The organism is Flagellimonas halotolerans, from assembly GCF_035818535.1.
Taxonomy (GTDB): domain Bacteria; phylum Bacteroidota; class Bacteroidia; order Flavobacteriales; family Flavobacteriaceae; genus Flagellimonas; species Flagellimonas halotolerans.
Window position 1 is genome coordinate 267,419 of record NZ_JAYKYV010000001.1, and the last position, 17,324, is coordinate 284,742.

Below are 17,324 nucleotides of genomic sequence, written 5' to 3' on the forward strand. Positions count from 1 at the left end.
AAGTGGATTCCTGCTTTGGCTGGAATGACACGGCTGCCATGGCCAACTATGGATTGATAACTTCGACTCCTGATTAAACTTTCTTAATCTCTTGATCGGCCAGAAGTGCTTCATTTCGTAACCGTAAGAATACTTGTGCGGTCGTCACCACGTCCAATTCACAATACCTGATGATTCTATCAATATCGTTTTCCTTATAAAACACATCTTTTACCATACTGCCATCCATATCATCTTTAGGAGATGGAATGCCCAGTACATGTGCCAACAGTTTTAAGGAGGTGTAATGTTTGTAGTCGCCAAACTTCCAGAGTTCCATGGTATCCAAATGGGGAACCTCCCAAGGCTTTTTACCGAAGAGATCCAGTTTGTAGGGTAGATTGATGCCGTTTATCACCATTCTGCGGGCGATATAGGGGAAATCGAATTCCTTGCCATTATGGGCGCACAAAAGATGCTTGACTTGGCTAAAATGATCTTTAAGGAGTTGTTTGAATTGTTTAAGGATTTGTATTTCCTCACCATAAAAGGAAGTGACCCTAAAGGTTCTCAAATCGCCTTTACTATTAAAATACCCAACGGAAATGCAAACAATTTTCCCAAACTCGGCCCAAATCCCCGCACGGTCATAAAATTCCTCGGCGGTAAACTCGTCTTTGCGCTGGTACTGCGTTTTCTGTTCCCATAAGAGCTGGGCGGTTTCATCCAAGTCGGTGAAATGTTGCTGTTGGGGTACGGTCTCGATATCCAAAAAAAGGATATACTCCAGGTTAAGTTTATAAAGCATGGCAACTAATTAAAAAAGAGTCGTCTGCTTGGCAGGACTCTCGTGTTCCAATAACCATTTTTTTCTATGCAGTCCACCTGCATATCCTGTGAGGTCTCCGTTGGTTCCGATTACGCGGTGACAAGGAACCACAATCCAAAGTGGATTTTTACCATTGGCCGAGGCTACTGCACGAATGGCTTTTACATCACCGAGCTGCTTGGAAAGTTCCAAATAAGAAATGGTTTTTCCAAATGGGATTTCAAGAAGAGCGTTCCAAACTTTTTTCTGAAAATCCGTTCCAGTGGGGTTTAGTTTTAGGTCGAATACCTTTCGGTCTCCATCAAAATATTCTTGAAATTGCTTGGCGGCATCCTGTAAAGTCACGGGAATTGTACCATTTGGTTTATTATTGTCCAAGACAGTGATAGAGGCAAGGCCGTTTGCATCACCTTTCAACTCTGCTGTTCCAATAGGAGTCTGTAAATAAGCAGTTTCCATTATTCTAGCTCATCTTCACCTTCAATGATTCCCAATCGTTTTGCACGGGCTTCCCAGTTTTTTCTGGCGAGTGTTTGTAGGTTTTCCACATTGTCGCTTTCGTCCATAATTTCCAATCCGAGCAGGGTTTCGATCACATCTTCCATGGTGACCAACCCGCTTACCGAGCCATACTCGTCCACTACCAAAGAAATGTGTTCTCTTTTCTGCACAAATTTTTTGAAAAGGTCATTTATGGACTTACTACGATTTGTTACCAGTATTTCCCTTCTGATCGTAGATAGGTTTTCATTGCCCTTTTTATTGATGATGGCCTCCAACAACTCATCCTTTAAAAAGAAGCCCGTAATGTTGTCCATCCGATCTTTGTACAACGGAATTCTTGAAAAGCGCAAGGGTCTGTTTTTTTCAAAAAATTTCTTTATGGTAGTGTCTTCGGATGCCACTTTCATTACAGTTCTCGGGGTCATTACATCGCGTGCCAAAATCTCATCAAAATAAAGCAGGTTTTTTATCATTTTGGATTCCGATTCCTTGAAAACACCCTCTTCATGGGCAATTTCGGTCATAGCGCTAAAATCCTCCCGATTCAACACACTGCCATGTTCGGCTTTTGCCCCCACCAATTTGGTGAAAAGCTGCAACAACCATAGCAATCCCGTCCATTTAAGCACAAATACCATAATGTTAAGTGCCTTACTGCTAAAGTTGGCCAACTGTTTCCAGAAAGTGGCGCCAATGGTCTTTGGAATGATTTCTGAGGCGACCAAAATCAATATGGTCATCAAGGTGGATACGATTCCGACCATAAGATCTTCGGTAAGGGAAAACCCAAAAAGGGTGCGCTTGGTGCTTCCATACATTTCTGCATAAGCTACTTTTGCCTGTACCCCTACCAAAATGGCACCGACGGTATGCGCAACGGTGTTTAGGGTGAGGATGGCGATCAAAGGTTTGTCCACATCCTTTTTAAGCTTTTCCAAAGAGCTTGCATAATCTTTGCCCTCTTGCTTTTTTATATTGATAAAGGTAGGTGTGACGCTCAACAATACTGCTTCCAAAATGGAGCACAGGAATGAGAAGAAAATGGAAATAAGGGCATAAAATATAAGTAGTCCCATAAAATGGTAGAATCTTTAGTACCAAGATAGGGATTTGGAATTAATTTTGAATGGGTAATCCCCCCGCTTTATAAAAAACATCCTGCAAGGCCGTTCGGATGTTCAGATCGTATAGTTGGCGATGGTCCCTGGACGGATACACCCGGTTGGATAGAAAAATAAAGGTGAGCTTGTTTTCAGGGTCGGCCCAGACAAAGGTTCCCGTAAAGCCGGAGTGGCCAAAACTTTTTGGGCTTGCCAAAGGGGAGGGGTAGGCCTCTTCCAATGGTAGTTCTGCGTTATTGAGCAAAGGTTTGTCGAAGCCCAGCCCCCTGCGATTTTCGTTTTCTGGGTACTGCACTTCGGTAAACTCTTTTACGGTTTTGGTCGAAATAAGCTGTTGGTCATCTACCTCGCCATAATTTTGATAAAATAGCATCAATTTCGCCAAGTCATCTGCCGTTCCGAACAATCCCGCGTTGCCAGAAACCCCACCTTTGAGCGAAGCATTTTCATCGTGCACCCAACCTTTTACCAGCGTTTTCCGGAAAAGCGAATCCACTTCGGTGGGCACAATGGCGTTCACGTAGTTATTTTCTTTGGGCAGGTATCCCAAGGTATGACACCCCAAAGGTTGATAGAAGTTTTCATGCAAATAGGTTTGATAGTCGGTTCCTGAGAGCTGTTCAATCAATCTAGGGAAAATAAGAAAGGTGAGCCCGGAATACACGTATTTCTTCTCATCGGAAACTTTAGACCGGTTGATGATACGGCTCATTTTTCGCTCGAACCGATTGTTGATATAGAGCCCATCATACACTTGTCCTTGAAATCTTTTATGGGATGAATTCCGAACAAAGCGTTTTTTGATTTTACCATTCTTACGCAACACTTTCTGCAAAAAAACAATGTAGGGCACCAAACCGGCCTGATGCGCCAAAATTTCGCGTAAAGTGAGGTCTTTCTTGTCCTTTCGGTGTCTCCAAGGCTTCCAATAGTTGCCAAAAGGTTGGTCCAAATCGAGTTTGCCCTCGTCCACCAACTTCATCAGGGCAGGCAAGGGCCCGGAAATCTTGGTAACGGAAGCTAAATCGTACAGGTCGTTCAAGGCTACAGCTTGAACGCTATCGTAGGTATGGAATCCGTAGGCTTTGTGAAAAATTACGGTATCGTTCTTGGCGACCAAAAGTTGGGCGCCCGGGAAAGCCAAGCTATCGATGCCCATTTCCATAATGGAATCCACTTTTTGGTTGATGAAAGCTTCATCAAAACCCAATTTGGACGGATAGGCATGGATGAGCTCCCGCTGGGCAAATCCAAAGGGCATCACTAAAGTGATGAAGAGCAACGAAGCCGCAATTTTTTTCATTTTTGTCGGGGTTTAGCCCAAAGTTCTAATAAAATCCTTGGCAAAATAACTGGCGATAATATCCGCACCGGCCCGTTTTATGGCCGTCAATTGCTCCAAGACCACAGCATCATGGTCCAACCAGCCTTTCTCGGCGGCGGCTTTTACCATGGCGTATTCTCCAGAAACCTGATATACGGCAACGGGAACTTCCACTTCATTTTTGATTTCCCGAACAATGTCCAAATAGCACAAACCGGGTTTAACCATCACGATGTCGGCTCCTTCGTCAATGTCCATTTGGGTTTCTTTTATAGCTTCATGCCGATTGGCATAATCCATCTGATAGGTATTTTTGTCTTTGGGCACATTGGCAATATCAACAGGTGCAGAGTCCAGGGCATCGCGGAAGGGACCGTAAAATGCGCTTGCATATTTAGCGGAATATGCCATAATACCTGTATTGATTAAGCCCTCGTCCTCCAAAGCTTCTCGAATGGTCAAAATTCTACCGTCCATCATATCGCTGGGGGCCACAAAATCGGCTCCTGCCTTGGCGTGGGATACGCTCATTTCTGCCAGAACCTCAGCGGTTTCATCATTCAGGATTTGCCCTTCGGCCACAATGCCATCATGACCGTAGGACGAAAAGGGATCTAACGCGACATCCGTCATCACCAACATTTGTGGACAGGCGTTTTTCACCGTTTTTATGGCACGTTGCATCAGCCCGTTCGGGTTTAATGCCTCGGTTCCTTTATTATCTTTAAGCTTATCATCGACCTTCACAAAAAGGAGCACGGAACAAAGTCCCATTTTCCAAAGTTCCTTTACTTCTTTTTCAAGATTGTCCAAACTCAACCTAAAATAGTTGGGCATTGAAGCAATCCCTTCTTTCACTCCTTTGCCTTCCACTACAAAAAGAGGCACCAGAAAGTCATCTGGGGTCAAGGTGGTTTCCCGAACCAATCTTCTAACGGATTCGGATGCACGGAGTCTTCTGTTTCGTATGAGTGGGTACATAGTTGATGGTTTTAGCTGATATTAAATATCAATTTCTCCTGTTAAATAAAGCGCGGCTTTTCCTGAAATCTTTACTCGTTCGCCCAAGTATTCACAGACCAAATCACCACCTCTTTTGGAAAGCTGTTTGGCGGTCATTTTGGATTTGCCCAAAACCTCTGACCAATATGGGCTAAGTGAAGTGTGCGCCGAACCTGTAACGGGGTCTTCGGGAATGCCACAAGCGGGAGCAAAAAAGCGGGATACAAAATCCACTTCGTCCCCCGGAGCAGTTACGATAACCCCCCGAACATCCAATTGCGCCAACAGATGGTGGTTGGGTTCAAGGGCCTCAATTTCCTTTTGGGATTGGTAGACCATCATGTAATCCGTTTTGCCCTTCAGGGTTTTAATCGGGCTTTGCCCTATGGCATTGTCCAGCGCTTCCATATTTTGTATGGCTACGAGATTATCCGTCGGAAAATCCATGGTCAACCAACCATTGTCTGCCTTGTTCACGGTTAGATTCCCGCTTCGGGGCGAATAGAATTGAATGGTATTTTTTTGAAATTCGTAAAAATGAAAGAGCACAAAGGCGGTTGCCAAAGTGGCGTGTCCGCAGAGATCGACCTCCACTTCCGGGGTGAACCATCGCAATTCGTACTGGTCATCTCTTTTGACGGCAAAAGCGGTCTCGGCCAAATTGTTCTCTTGGGCTATTTTTTGCATTAATTCTGGATTCAACCACGAATCCAAAATGCAGACCGCAGCGGGATTTCCGCCAAAAGTCTGGCTGGTAAATGCATCTATTTGGTAAATTTTCTGTCTCATAGGCTTGGTTTCAAGGCAAAACTACGCATTAAACCCAATCTTTTGGGCTTTGTAGTACTTCTATCAACTTATCTTCCTCACTTCCTTTTTCGGGATGATGGTCGTATCGCCATTGTACGTGTGGGGGCAGACTCATCAATATACTTTCAATACGGCCATTGGTTTTCAGCCCAAAAAGAGTGCCTTTGTCGTGCACTAGATTGAACTCCACATAACGTCCCCGTCTAATTTCTTGCCAATTGCGTTGATCTTCAGAGTAGGGTAGGTCTTTTCTTTTTTCTACAATGGGTGCGTAGGCCTCCAAAAAACTATCCCCGACCTCGGTTACAAAATTGTACCAGTCTTCCATGCTCGTTTCTTCGGTTGCTTTGCAATAATCGAAGAACAATCCACCTACCCCGCGAGCTTCATTCCGGTGGGTGTTCCAGAAATAATCGTCGCACTTCTTTTTGTAGTCCCGATAAAATTTTGGGTTATGGGCATCGCAGGCTTTTTTGCAAACTGCATGAAAATGGGCTGCATCTTCCTCGAACAAATAATAAGGGGTGAGGTCCTGTCCGCCACCAAACCATTGGTCCACGATCTTACCCTCCTTGTCGTACATCTCAAAATAGCGCCAATTGGCATGCACGGTGGGCACCATCGGACTTTTGGGGTGAATCACCAAGCTGAGGCCACAGGCAAAGAAATCGACATCATCCACACCAAAATAGTTTTGCATACTTTTTGGCAATGGCCCGTGGACTTTGGAAATATTGACCCCTCCTTTTTCAAAAACGGAACCATTTTCAATGACACGGGTTCTACCGCCACCGCCTTCTTCGCGTTCCCAAAGGTCTTGCTGAAACGTAGCGATGCCATCCAGTTCTTCCAGTTTTGAAGTGATGCTGTCCTGTAGTTGTTGAATGTATTGGTAAAACTTATCCTTCATTGTGCTAAAATATGTACCATTCGGTTTTTATGGTCAGAAAGGGTTGAACTCCCATCAATTTTGATGGATTCCAAAGCCATTAGCTTTAATACCTCGATGACCTCTTGTTCTGATTTTTCTCTGTTTTGCTCAAAAATGAAACGACCCACTTTGTTATTGTGCAAGTCCATTGCCTTTGGCAAACTTTTATTCGGAAATGAAGCCTCGTGCCAATCCGTCACCTTTTTTGCCCAAGCTAATACGACTTCCTCATTTTCTTGCCATTTAAAACACCGTTTTGCAATCAGATAATTCCAAAAAGCGTGTCTGAACGCATTGGCAGGGCCATTTTTATGGTGGAGTTTGCCGTAGTTTTTGGTCGATATGGATATGCAATCCTTGGTAGCTTTTATGGTTGGCCAAATAAAATGGGGACGGCTTAATCCAATACCTATAACTTTCAGTATATTTTTAAAATCAACCCGTTTTAGTACTGCAAAAAGGTTCACTCCTTGTATTCTTTTACGGCATCAATAAATGCTTTTGCATTCTCTACGGGAATATGTGGCAAAATACCGTGACCAAGGTTAACGATGTACTTGTCCTTTCCAAAATCCCGGATCATTTGGGTGACCATTTCCTTGATTGTAGCAGGAGGAGAAAGCAAGCGGGCCGGATCAAAATTACCTTGCAGCGTGACGTTTCCTCCGGTTAAATATCTTGCATTTTGAGGGGAACAGGTCCAATCGACCCCAACGGCCGAAGCTCCAGAGTTTGCCATTTCTTTTAAAGCGAACCAGCATCCTTTTCCAAAAACGATTACGGGCGCTTCATCTTTTAAGGCATCCACAATCTGTTGCATATATTTCCAAGAAAATTCTTGATAATCCTGAGGTGAAAGCATTCCGCCCCAAGAATCAAAAACCTGAACAGCATTTACTCCAGCTTTGACCTTTGCTTTAAGGTAGGCGATGGTGGTGTCCGTTATTTTTTGAAGCAATTCGTGGGCAGCTTCGGGTTGTGTAAAACAAAATCCCCTGGCTTTGTCAAAACTTTTGCTACCCTGACCTTCCACACAATAGCAAAGTAAGGTCCAAGGGGAGCCTGCAAAACCGATCAATGGAACTTCATCGTTCAACTTTTCCTTGGTCATGGCAATGGCATCCATCACATAACCCAATGAATCCTGGATATCGGGAACAATCACCTTGTCCAAATCAGCTTGGGAGCGGATAGGGTTGGGCAAAAAGGGCCCAAAGTTGGGTTTCATCTGTACCTCGATGTCCATGGCCTGCGGAATCACCAAAATATCACTGAACAAAATGGCGGCATCCATTCCGTATCGGCGAATGGGCTGTACAGTGATTTCGGAAGCCAGTTCTGGGGTCTGGCATCGGGTGAAGAAATCGTATTTTTTACGGAGTTCCATAAACTCGGGCAAATAGCGTCCTGCCTGTCGCATCATCCACACGGGTGGACGTTCAACAGTTTCACCTTTTAAAGCTTTTAGGAACAAGTCGTTTTTAATCATAGATTTTAATTTGTCATTCCTGTACTTCGTTTAACTCAGCATAAACTCCATCAGGAATCTTTTTAAGGTTTTTTTTGATTTCGCATTGTACTTCGACTACGCTCAGCATCCGGGTGGAATGACAGTTCTTTTATCGCCTGTGCCAACACATTTTCCACTGTTGGTTTGTTGGCTACAATGGTATGGTTTGAGTGTTTTTGGGCTTCAGCAGCAGTTGTTTCTCCAATACAGAACAAAGTGCTGTTTCCAATACTGTTTTCCAAAAGATAACTTCTAATCCCACTGGGACTAAAGAACAGAATGCCATCAAAATCCCTTTGAAATGCCTTTGGGTTTAGATGGGTATGATACAGCTCCACTTCTTTATACTGAACGTTATTTTTTGTGAGCATATCAGGAAGTTCATCTCTCCTTTTGTTGCCACAAAGGAATACAAATGTCTCATTTTGATATCGCTCTACAATATTTTTGGCCAATGCTGATGCATATTCGGCCATTTCAGCAATTTTCAGCCCATTTTCTACCAAAAGGGACGTTGTCTTTTCACCAACACAAAAGGCATTGAACTTGGATTTGTCCAAATGTTCAACCTGCCTTAAAAAGGCATTTACGGCATTCTTGCTCGTGAAAATGTAGTTAACATAGTCCAAGGGAATTTTCACCTCTAAAAATTCAATTTTCAGGGCATCGTACTCCACCAATCCCAAACCGGAATTTAGAAAGAGCTCCTTTTGTGAAGGGGTCAGTATTTTAGTGGAGAGCACTGTTTTCATTTCTGATTTCCTGCATCAATTTATCGCCTCCTTTTTGCAAAACCTCTTCTGCAGAAATTTTCCCAAGGTCTTTGGCTTCGGACAGTCTTACTTCTTTTTTGATGTCGATTTTCTGTTTTCCGTCCAACGAGAAAACAACCCCTTCAAAATAAACCGTTTGATCTTTTATTTGGGCCAACGCACCAATTGGGGCGGTACACCCCCCTTCCAAAGTGCGTAAAAAATCACGTTCGATGGTAGTGGCGGTTTGCGAACTTGGGTGATTGAGTTTTACCAATGCTTCTTTGGTAAAGTCATCTTCTTCTTTGGCCACGACCAGCATGGCCCCTTGCGCTGGAGCGGGAACCATCCAATCCAGATACAGGGCATCTTTGGGCAACAATTTGATCCGCTGCAACCCTGCTTGGGCAAAAATGGCCCCTTGCCAATCGTTTTCGATTAATTTGAGCAGTCGGGTATTCACATTTCCCCTTAAATCGACCACTTTGTGGTTGGGATATTTGTTCAGCCATTGCGCTTTTCTTCGCAAACTACCCGTGGCAATGGTGGCGGGTTGGTCAGCATTTAAAAAAGCCAAACTTTTATGGACCAAAACATCATGGCTAACGGCCCGTTCCAAAACGGCAACCTGTACTATTCCTTTAGGGAGTTGCGTGGGCACATCCTTCATGGAGTGGACAGCAATATCAATTTGGTCTTTTAGTAAAGCAACATCCAAGGTTTTGGTAAAAATTCCCGTCACACCAAGTTCGTACAAGGGTTTGTCCAACACTTGGTCACCTATGGATTTAGTGGGGACCAAAATGGTGTCATACCCCAGTCCCTCCAGCTTTTGTTGCACGGTGGTAGCTTGCCACAGCGCGAGTTCGCTGTCGCGGGTTCCAATTCGGATGATTTTGCTCATTTGGAATGTAGTTCTAGCTGAAAAACTTTTTGTATAAGCTCCAGACTGTCTTCGGTATCTACCTCGTTGCTCTTTAGGTGGTTGGCAAACTGCTTGGTGATTTTTTGGATGATCCGGTCCGAGATGATTTCCGCTTGTATTTGGTCGAATCCCTCAATTTTCTTGGTCTGAAAATCGATTTCCTCGGTCTTCATGGTGTTCAGTTTGTCCTTAAGGGCATTGATCACCGGGGCAAACTTTCGGGTCTCCAACCATTTCAAGAAATCCTTTTTCACCCTTTCTATGATTGCTTCCGCTTTGGGGACATATTCCTTTCTTTTGGACAAGGTCTCGTCCGTGATTTGTGAAAGTTGGTCCAAATGCACCAAGGTCACATTGTCCAATTCCTTCACATCGTCCGACACGTTTTTGGGAACGGATAAATCCAAGACCAACAACGGTTTTTTGGTATAGATCAAGGCCTTGGAAACCGTGGGCAACTGCGCTCCGGTAGCCACTACAAGAATATCGGCCTTTCTAATCTCGGTTTGCAGGTCGCCATAGTCCTTTACGGTCAATTGGAACTTGCCCGCAATGTCCTCTGCTTTTTCCCTGGTCCTGTTGATCAAGGTGATGTGGGAATTGTCGGAGTGCTTCACCAGATTCTCGCAAGTGTTCCTTCCAATTTTTCCCGTTCCGAACAATAATATATTCTTGTTGGAAATATCATCAACATTGTCCAGAATATATTTTACCGAAGCAAATGCCACCGATGTGGCGCCAGATGATAGTTCCGTTTCGTTTTTGATGCGTTTGCTGGCCTGAATCACAGCATTGCATAAACGCTCCAAGAACGGATTGGCCATCTCAAGCTTTTTGGATCGATAAAACCCTTGCTTAATTTGGCTAATGATTTCAAAATCCCCCAAAATCTGACTATCAAGACCGGTACCTACTTTAAACATGTGCGAAATGGCATCATGGTTTTTGTACACATAGGCTACTTCTTGAAATTCTTCGACGGTACCATTGGTTTGGTCGCAAAGTAGTTTGATCAATTGATAGGGATGTTGTGCAAAACCGTAAAGCTCGGTTCTATTGCAGGTGGAAATGGCCAAAAGACCATCAATGCCGATTTCCTTGGCCTTGCCCAAGATATGGTCAATGGCGGGAACATCCAGACTGAATTTTCCTCTCACCTCTGCATCCGCCTTCTTATAGCTCAACCCAATGGCGTAGAAGGAATTATGTTTTGAAATATGGTAGTTCCTCATAAAGGATATAAATCGCAGGACAAAAATAATAGGGTTGTAGGCCAAAAAATAACGCTAGCGGAACTATAAATAACCGTCGCTGTAATTTTGTGTTATTTTTTTGATGAAAATGATGGAAAGCATTGTTATTATTGATAAATTTGATGGTAATAAACACAATTTAGAGCGATTCTAAATTAAGTAAAAAGCAATACCGGATTGAAAACAAATATGAAAAATATCGCTAGAGGTTCGTATGACGAAATTTTGGTCGAGGACGGGATTTACATACTCAAGATCCAAAACGATGCCCAAGAACCAAAGCTTATTGAACGGGATATCGACAGTTCGTACATACAATTCCACTTTTGTTTAAAGGGGAGGTCAAAATTTAATTTTAACGAGGGCAACTATTATTTGGAGGTGAACGAGGAAAACTCCTTGCTCCTATACAATACCCAAAAGAATCTGCCTTTGGACCTGATTGTATCGCCTGGTTCTTGGTTGCTTTCCGTTGTGATGACCATTAGAAAATTTCACTCCTTGTTTTCGGACGAAGCGGATTACATTCCTTTTTTAAGTGATGATAACAAGGAAAAGAAATATTATTCCCAAGAAATAGTGTCACCTGCAACCGCGGTTGTATTGAGTCAGTTGATGAATTTCAACCTTCACCCATCCATCAAAAAATTGTACTTGAAAGGCAAGGTATACGAATTGATTTCCCTGTATTTCAACAAAACCGAAGATGCAGATTTGGAACAATGCCCTTATTTGGCCGATGAGGACAATGTTCGCCGGATTCGGATGGCCAAGGAAATCATGATTTCCCGAATGGCAGAGCCACCCACTTTGGCCGAACTTTCCCAAGAAGTTGGGTTGGGCCTCAAAAAGTTGAAAGAGGGGTTCAAACAGATTTACGGCGATTCCGTTTTTGGATTCTTGTTCGATTATAAAATGGAATATGCCCGAAAAATGTTGGAAACGGGCAAACACAATGTGAACGAAGTAGGATTGAAAGTGGGGTACAGTACCGCCAGTCATTTTATTGCTTCCTTTAAAAAGAAGTTCGGCACTACACCAAAAAAATACTTAACTTCAAACGTCTAAAACTATGACTATGAGATTTACCGTCCTGTTACTAACCTTTTGTTTTGTAGTTTGTGCTTGTGCCCAAGAGGAACCCGCAAAAGAAGACGAAAATGTAAAAATGCCGGAATTGGTGATGGTATTTACCAAAACCGAAGGCTGGAGACATAAATCCATTGAAAAAGGAGTGCAAACCCTTAGGGAACTTGGCAGGCAGAATGGCTTTGTTGCCTTGCAAACTGAGTCAGGTGAAGACTTTACTTCCCAAAACCTTCAAAACTATAAATTGGTGGTTTTTTTGAATACAACCTTGGATGTGTTGAACGATGCACAGCAACGTGCATTTGAATCGTACATCAAAGGAGGGGGTTCGTTCCTAGGTGTCCATGCAGCCGCCGATACCGAATACGATTGGCCTTGGTACGGGAAACTGGTTGGCGGTTATTTTGTGAGCCATCCCAACGATCCCAATGTCCGAAAAGCAACCATTGATGTGGTAAGCAAAGCCCATCCATCAACAGCGCACTTACCAGATTCGTGGATAAGAACGGATGAGTGGTATAACTTCAAAAACCTGGGTTCCAGTACAACGGTTTTGCTCAATTTGGATGAGAGTACCTACCAAGGCGGAACCAACGGCTCCAATCATCCTATTGCGTGGTATCACGAATTTGACGGGGGAAGAGCTTTTTACACAGGCGGAGGGCATACCGAAGACTCTTATGACGAGCCCATGTTCCGAAATCATTTGCTGGGGGCCATTGAATGGTGCCTAAAGCGAAAGTAAAGTGGGCCTGGCCACAATAATACCAATATTGCTTTTGATGTTTTTGAGATAATCCGCCAAGGGCAAATCGGAGATTTCCACTTCGCCATTTTTACTGGAGGCATGCAATAAATGCAACCTTCCATCAGGTTGATGGATGGCAATTCCAGTGTGGGTCACATCCAACCCTTTTATAGAGGTGGCCAAGGCAAGAATATCACCTGATTTGATAAGATGTTCCCTGCTTTCAATTTGGTCTTGTGGCAAGTAGCAAAGCGCTTCTTTGGCAATTTCTTTTTCTACTGCCAACATCGCTTCAAAATTCTCGTCACTGGCCAAAAAAGGATATAAGTTTCGGTGGGTACCCATAAAATTGATGGGTTTTTCTAGCTCAACACCATCCAATTCGGCAGTTATGTCCTTGACCAATCCTTTTTTCTCGTTGTTACGAATCCATTCCGTAAAATAATGTAAGCGAGAAGGATACCCATCCAACTTCCCATTTCTATACCGAACGGTCTCCAAGTTTTGAGTGAAGCTTTCAAAGTCTTTCTGTTGGTTTTGAAGCATCAAGCTCAAGGCCAGCACATTTTCCACAAAGGTGGTACAGTCCAGCCCTCCAAAATTCACGACCAGTGTTTCGGTATCACCAACTTCAAGGGTTTTTTCCACATAGGGCGTTCCCAAAAAAGATTGGCCCACCAAGGCTATGGTATCGCCTAGGTTGGAGGCTTTTGTTTGCTCTAAATCATTGATTTTGGTTTTAAAAAGGGATTTGTCCCCAGGCGAGCAAGTGATTTGTTGTGCATGGGCATGGATCGCCAAAATCAAAAGGGCAATTAAGGTTCTATTTCTCATTAAAATCGTTTTTATGTTCAACGGATAATCGGGTGGTCCTTGCAATACTTTCAGGATAATTTTCCTGCAAATATACAATGAGCTTTTCTCTTACATGTACGCGCAAATCCCAAGCGGTGGGCGAATCCTTGGCGCTTACCAAGCTTCTTATCTCCACGTAATTGGGCTTGGTGTCGGTAACCTGAACCACATCCACTTTGCCGTTCCAGAGGTCGGTATTTTTTAATATACGGGTTTGTTCTTCCCTAATTTTATCAAACGGAACCTTATAATCCACATATAAAAATATGGTTCCCATAAGTTCCGATGAGGTCTTGGTCCAGTTTTGGAAGGGTTGGTTTATAAAGTAAGGCGTAGGAACAATCAAACGTCTTTTATCCCAAATACCCACTACCACATAGGTGAGCGTAATTTCTTCGATTCTGCCCCATTCACCTTCCACAATAACCACGTCGTCCAATTTTATGGGTTGGGCAATGGCGATTTGGATTCCCGCCAAAATAGTTCCGATAAATTGCTGAGCCGAAAACCCGATAATGATTCCCGCAACCCCCGCTGAGGCAAAAATACTGATGCCCACTTCCCGGATTTCTTCAAAACTCATCAGCATAAAGCCAATTCCCAGTAGAACTATTATGAAAATAAAAATGCGCTCCAAAATGGTAAACTGGGTATATACTTTTCGAGCCTTGAGGTTGTCGGCAGCACCAACATCGTAATGCTGGATAACAGTCTTTTTTATAATTTTAATTAGTGCTATCATAACCCAGGCCATGGCGAAGATAAAGAGGACGGCACTCGCTTTTTTAAACCAGTATTCTGCATCTTCAAGGCCGAAAATATCTCGCAGGGCCTTCATTCGGAGCAGTACGGAGATAAAAATTAAAATTAAGGGAAACGCCAATCGTTTAAAGGCACTTTTGGGCAGCAAGTATTTTGGATTTTTCCCCAAGCGTTTTAGTATAATAGAAGTACCCCAATAAAGGATAACGAGCACAAGCAGGGCCACGCCCAAATAAATGAGGGATTCTTTGGAAACATTGTCGTAAAAAGACTCCATATCTCAAAAATAAGACAGAAAAGGTCAAGCAGGTAAGAATGCTTGAACAAAATCGAAAAACATTATTTCATCATAAGAAAGTATTTTGATGAGGAAAAGGCGATGTCCACTTCGTGTTGTATTTTAGCGGACTAAATAGAAAAGCCGTGAAAAAAGGAGTTTTATTGGTCAATTTGGGATCGCCAGATAGCCCAACCGCCAAGGATGTCAAACCGTATTTGGATGAGTTTTTGATGGACGAGCGTGTTATTGATGTGAACCCGGTGCTCAGAAATATTATAGTTCGAGGGATTATCTTGAACACCCGCCCCAAAAAATCTGCAGAAGCCTATTCCAAAATTTGGTGGGATGAGGGTTCTCCATTGATTGTTATTTCCGAAAGATTCGCGGAAAAAGTGCAAAAACATACCGAGCTTCCCGTGGCCCTGGGCATGCGATATGGTTCGAACACCATAAAAGAAGGATTGCAGGAGTTGAAGGACAAAGGGGTCGATGAGGTTTTATTGGTGCCCTTGTACCCCCACTATGCCATGTCATCCTACGAAACGGTGGTGGTAAAGGCATTGGAAGTGCAACAGCAGGATTTTCCCGAAATGCACCTGACCACTTTACCGGCTTTTTACAGTAATCCGGATTACATCAAAATATTATCAAAAAGCATAGCCGAAGGCCTAAAGGGTTTTGATTATGACCATATCCTTTTCTCCTACCACGGTATTCCAGAAAGACATGTTAGAAAATCAGACCCGACCAAGTTCCACTGTCAACTAAATGGCAAGTGTTGCAAGACCAACTCTGTTGCTCACCATACCTGTTACAGGCACCAGTGTTACGATACCACCGAATTGGTAAAAAAACAATTGGGCTTGCCAGAAGATAAGGTGAGTACCTCTTTCCAATCCAGATTGGGCAGCGACCCATGGTTGCAACCCTTTACCGACAAAGAATTTGAACGATTTGGTGAAGCAGGTGTTAAAAACTTGGCCGTCATTACCCCGGCATTTGTTAGCGATTGCCTGGAGACCTTGGAAGAAATTGCCATGGAAGGAAAGGAGCAGTTCCAAGAAGCCGGAGGAGGTGATTACATCCACGTTCCGTGTTTGAACGATCGTGACGATTGGGCCGAACTCATGGCAAAATGGATCAATACTTGGGCCGATAAAGCCATTTTGCCCGAATATCATATCCGATAATTCCATTTCAATGCAACAAACAACCGTGGCATGGCCAAAATAACCTCAGATGAACTTGGGCAGGAACCTATAGGAAAATTACTGGTCAAACAGGCCGTTCCTGCTTCCATTGGTATTTTGGTAATGTCCCTGAACGTGTTGGTGGATTCCATTTTTGTGGGAAACTGGATAGGATCCATAGCCATTGCAGCCATAAATGTGGTATTGCCCGTATCTTTTTTTATCGCCGCCTTGGGTATGGCCATTGGTATTGGCGGATCTAGCATTATATCGAGGGCCCTGGGTGCCAATAATCGGGAAAAGGCCCTTAAAACCTTCGGTAACCAGATTACATTGACTTTATTGGTTACCATTGCCATGGTGGCTTTGGGACTTTACTATGTGGATAACCTAATTCCAGCCTTTGGCGGTAAAGGCTCCATTTTTGAACCTGCCAAGATTTATTATACCATCATTTTGTACGGAGTTCCCTTTTTGGCACTCTGTATGATGGGCAATTCCGTAATCCGTGCCGAAGGGAAACCGCGTTTTGCGATGATTGCCATGATTATACCTTCCGTGGGCAACTTGCTCATGGACTACATCTTTATTTATGTTTTTGATTGGGGCATGCATGGCGCCGCTTGGGCCACCACGGTAGGCTATTTGCTTTGTTTCCTTTATGTGTTTTATTTTTTTCTATCAGACAATTCGGAATTGAAGATCGATATCTCCCATTTCGGGTTGGATCGTCCGATCTTGCGTGAAATAGGTTCTTTGGGTTTTGTTACCTTGGCCCGTCAGGCCGTAACCAGCATTGTGTATTTGTTGATGAACAATATATTGTTCAATCTAGGTGGGGAGGCCATGGTGGCGGTCTATGCGATTATCGCCCGAATGCTCATGTTTGCCCTGTTCCCCGTGTTCGGGGTAACACAGGGCTTTTTGCCCATCGCAGGCTATAATTATGGTGCGGTTATGTACGATCGGGTAAAGGAATCTATATATACGGCCATTAAATATGCAGCCTTGGTCGCAACCTTGGTTTTTGTGGTACTCATGGTTTTCCCTTCGGAAATCGCATCCTTGTTTTTGAGCAATAGGCCCGAACTGTCCGCAAAAGAAATAGCGACCAACAATTTTGTACTGCAACATACGCCCTTGGCCATGCGTTTGGTTTTTGCAGCTACGCCCATCATTGCCATACAATTGATCGGGGCGGCCTATTTTCAGGCCATAGGAAAAGCCATTCCAGCCCTGTTGTTGACCTTGACCCGTCAAGGATTCTTTTTTATCCCCTTGATTTTGGTGCTGCCCAATTTTATGGGCGAAATAGGGGTGTGGCTATCTTTCTGTATTGCCGATGTGCTTTCGACCGTGGTCACAGGTGTTTTTCTAAGTAAAGAAATCAAATCCGAACTTTCCTAAATACTTTTTCTTTGATTTAGAATGCTTAATTTGGGTGGCCTAACTAAACATCC

General features: G+C 43.6%; 18 protein-coding genes. 4 read left to right on the forward strand and 14 right to left on the reverse strand.

Going from position 1 to position 17,324, the window contains the following annotated elements:
- Window positions 1-73 precede the first annotated feature (73 nt).
- The 12 genes from VM932_RS01185 to hemA form a co-directional block, all read right to left on the reverse strand.
- Entirely contained in the window at window positions 74-787 is a 714-nt protein-coding gene (locus VM932_RS01185) for a 3'-5' exonuclease (RefSeq protein ID WP_326276760.1), read from the reverse strand.
- Window positions 788-796: 9 nt separating this feature from the next.
- The gene (locus VM932_RS01190) at window positions 797-1,267 is read right to left on the reverse strand and encodes a methylated-DNA--[protein]-cysteine S-methyltransferase (protein ID WP_326276762.1); all 471 of its coding nucleotides are present in this window, start codon (window positions 1,265-1,267) and stop codon (window positions 797-799) included.
- Window positions 1,267-2,388: a hemolysin family protein gene (locus VM932_RS01195; RefSeq protein WP_326276763.1), complete on the reverse strand. Its 1,122-nt coding sequence runs from the start codon at window positions 2,386-2,388 to the stop codon at window positions 1,267-1,269. The genes VM932_RS01190 and VM932_RS01195 overlap by 1 nt, the downstream gene beginning before the upstream one ends.
- A gap of 40 nt (window positions 2,389-2,428) precedes the next feature.
- On the reverse strand, window positions 2,429-3,736 hold the full coding sequence (locus VM932_RS01200; protein WP_326276765.1) for a serine hydrolase domain-containing protein: 1,308 nt from the start codon (window positions 3,734-3,736) through the stop codon (window positions 2,429-2,431).
- 12 nt (window positions 3,737-3,748) lie between these two features.
- Window positions 3,749-4,738, reverse strand: coding sequence for a porphobilinogen synthase (gene hemB, locus VM932_RS01205; protein ID WP_326276766.1), 990 nt, complete (start codon window positions 4,736-4,738; stop codon window positions 3,749-3,751).
- 21 nt (window positions 4,739-4,759) lie between these two features.
- On the reverse strand, window positions 4,760-5,548 hold the full coding sequence (locus VM932_RS01210) for a PhzF family phenazine biosynthesis protein (protein ID WP_326276768.1): 789 nt from the start codon (window positions 5,546-5,548) through the stop codon (window positions 4,760-4,762).
- Between the two features lie 28 nt (window positions 5,549-5,576).
- Window positions 5,577-6,479, reverse strand: coding sequence for an oxygen-dependent coproporphyrinogen oxidase (gene hemF / locus VM932_RS01215; RefSeq protein ID WP_326276769.1), 903 nt, complete (start codon window positions 6,477-6,479; stop codon window positions 5,577-5,579).
- A complete protein-coding gene (locus VM932_RS01220) occupies window positions 6,476-6,967 on the reverse strand; it encodes a DUF6973 domain-containing protein (protein WP_326276770.1) in 492 nt (163 codons plus the stop codon). The genes hemF and VM932_RS01220 overlap by 4 nt, the downstream gene beginning before the upstream one ends.
- Window positions 6,964-7,989, reverse strand: a complete 1,026-nt coding sequence (hemE, locus tag VM932_RS01225; protein WP_326276772.1) for a uroporphyrinogen decarboxylase — start codon at window positions 7,987-7,989, stop codon at window positions 6,964-6,966. Before hemE ends, VM932_RS01220 begins: the two co-directional genes overlap by 4 nt.
- 62 nt (window positions 7,990-8,051) lie before the next feature.
- A complete protein-coding gene (locus VM932_RS01230; RefSeq protein WP_326276774.1) occupies window positions 8,052-8,762 on the reverse strand; it encodes a uroporphyrinogen-III synthase in 711 nt (236 codons plus the stop codon).
- Complete coding sequence (hemC, locus tag VM932_RS01235) at window positions 8,740-9,666, reverse strand: hydroxymethylbilane synthase (RefSeq protein WP_326276775.1); 927 nt, start codon at window positions 9,664-9,666, stop codon at window positions 8,740-8,742. Before hemC ends, VM932_RS01230 begins: the two co-directional genes overlap by 23 nt.
- The gene (gene hemA / locus VM932_RS01240) at window positions 9,663-10,919 is read right to left on the reverse strand and encodes a glutamyl-tRNA reductase (protein WP_326276776.1); all 1,257 of its coding nucleotides are present in this window, start codon (window positions 10,917-10,919) and stop codon (window positions 9,663-9,665) included. Before hemA ends, hemC begins: the two co-directional genes overlap by 4 nt.
- Before the next feature lie 210 nt (window positions 10,920-11,129).
- Here hemA and VM932_RS01245 point away from each other — a divergent pair, with 210 nt between their 5' ends.
- Window positions 11,130-12,008: a helix-turn-helix domain-containing protein gene (locus VM932_RS01245; protein ID WP_293166566.1), complete on the forward strand. Its 879-nt coding sequence runs from the start codon at window positions 11,130-11,132 to the stop codon at window positions 12,006-12,008.
- A gap of 10 nt (window positions 12,009-12,018) precedes the next feature.
- Complete coding sequence (locus tag VM932_RS01250) at window positions 12,019-12,774, forward strand: ThuA domain-containing protein (RefSeq protein WP_326276777.1); 756 nt, start codon at window positions 12,019-12,021, stop codon at window positions 12,772-12,774.
- Here the strand turns inward: VM932_RS01250 and VM932_RS01255 are convergent.
- Both VM932_RS01255 and VM932_RS01260 read right to left on the reverse strand, forming a co-directional pair.
- The gene (locus VM932_RS01255; protein WP_326276778.1) at window positions 12,760-13,611 is read right to left on the reverse strand and encodes an N-acetylmuramoyl-L-alanine amidase-like domain-containing protein; all 852 of its coding nucleotides are present in this window, start codon (window positions 13,609-13,611) and stop codon (window positions 12,760-12,762) included. The two genes, VM932_RS01250 and VM932_RS01255, sit on opposite strands and share 15 nt — an antisense overlap.
- Window positions 13,601-14,671, reverse strand: coding sequence for a mechanosensitive ion channel family protein (locus VM932_RS01260; RefSeq protein WP_326276779.1), 1,071 nt, complete (start codon window positions 14,669-14,671; stop codon window positions 13,601-13,603). Before VM932_RS01260 ends, VM932_RS01255 begins: the two co-directional genes overlap by 11 nt.
- Window positions 14,672-14,817: 146 nt before the next feature.
- Between VM932_RS01260 and hemH the strand changes: the two genes are divergently transcribed.
- Window positions 14,818-15,864, forward strand: a complete 1,047-nt coding sequence (hemH, locus tag VM932_RS01265; RefSeq protein ID WP_326276780.1) for a ferrochelatase — start codon at window positions 14,818-14,820, stop codon at window positions 15,862-15,864.
- Between the two features lie 30 nt (window positions 15,865-15,894).
- Complete coding sequence (locus VM932_RS01270; RefSeq protein ID WP_326276781.1) at window positions 15,895-17,271, forward strand: MATE family efflux transporter; 1,377 nt, start codon at window positions 15,895-15,897, stop codon at window positions 17,269-17,271.
- Window positions 17,272-17,324: the final 53 nt, after the last annotated feature.

Coding starts and splice junctions, on each gene's coding strand:
- VM932_RS01185 (WP_326276760.1), bottom strand. CDS start 787: ATGCTTTATAAACTTAACCTGGAGTATATCCTTTTTTTGGATATCGAG.
- VM932_RS01190 (WP_326276762.1), bottom strand. CDS start 1,267: ATGGAAACTGCTTATTTACAGACTCCTATTGGAACAGCAGAGTTGAAA.
- VM932_RS01195 (WP_326276763.1), bottom strand. CDS start 2,388: ATGGGACTACTTATATTTTATGCCCTTATTTCCATTTTCTTCTCATTC.
- VM932_RS01200 (WP_326276765.1), bottom strand. CDS start 3,736: ATGAAAAAAATTGCGGCTTCGTTGCTCTTCATCACTTTAGTGATGCCC.
- hemB (WP_326276766.1), bottom strand. CDS start 4,738: ATGTACCCACTCATACGAAACAGAAGACTCCGTGCATCCGAATCCGTT.
- VM932_RS01210 (WP_326276768.1), bottom strand. CDS start 5,548: ATGAGACAGAAAATTTACCAAATAGATGCATTTACCAGCCAGACTTTT.
- hemF (WP_326276769.1), bottom strand. CDS start 6,479: ATGAAGGATAAGTTTTACCAATACATTCAACAACTACAGGACAGCATC.
- hemE (WP_326276772.1), bottom strand. CDS start 7,989: ATGATTAAAAACGACTTGTTCCTAAAAGCTTTAAAAGGTGAAACTGTT.
- VM932_RS01230 (WP_326276774.1), bottom strand. CDS start 8,762: ATGAAAACAGTGCTCTCCACTAAAATACTGACCCCTTCACAAAAGGAG.
- hemC (WP_326276775.1), bottom strand. CDS start 9,666: ATGAGCAAAATCATCCGAATTGGAACCCGCGACAGCGAACTCGCGCTG.
- hemA (WP_326276776.1), bottom strand. CDS start 10,919: ATGAGGAACTACCATATTTCAAAACATAATTCCTTCTACGCCATTGGG.
- VM932_RS01245 (WP_293166566.1), top strand. CDS start 11,130: ATGAAAAATATCGCTAGAGGTTCGTATGACGAAATTTTGGTCGAGGAC.
- VM932_RS01250 (WP_326276777.1), top strand. CDS start 12,019: ATGAGATTTACCGTCCTGTTACTAACCTTTTGTTTTGTAGTTTGTGCT.
- VM932_RS01255 (WP_326276778.1), bottom strand. CDS start 13,611: ATGAGAAATAGAACCTTAATTGCCCTTTTGATTTTGGCGATCCATGCC.
- VM932_RS01260 (WP_326276779.1), bottom strand. CDS start 14,671: ATGGAGTCTTTTTACGACAATGTTTCCAAAGAATCCCTCATTTATTTG.
- VM932_RS01270 (WP_326276781.1), top strand. CDS start 15,895: ATGGCCAAAATAACCTCAGATGAACTTGGGCAGGAACCTATAGGAAAA.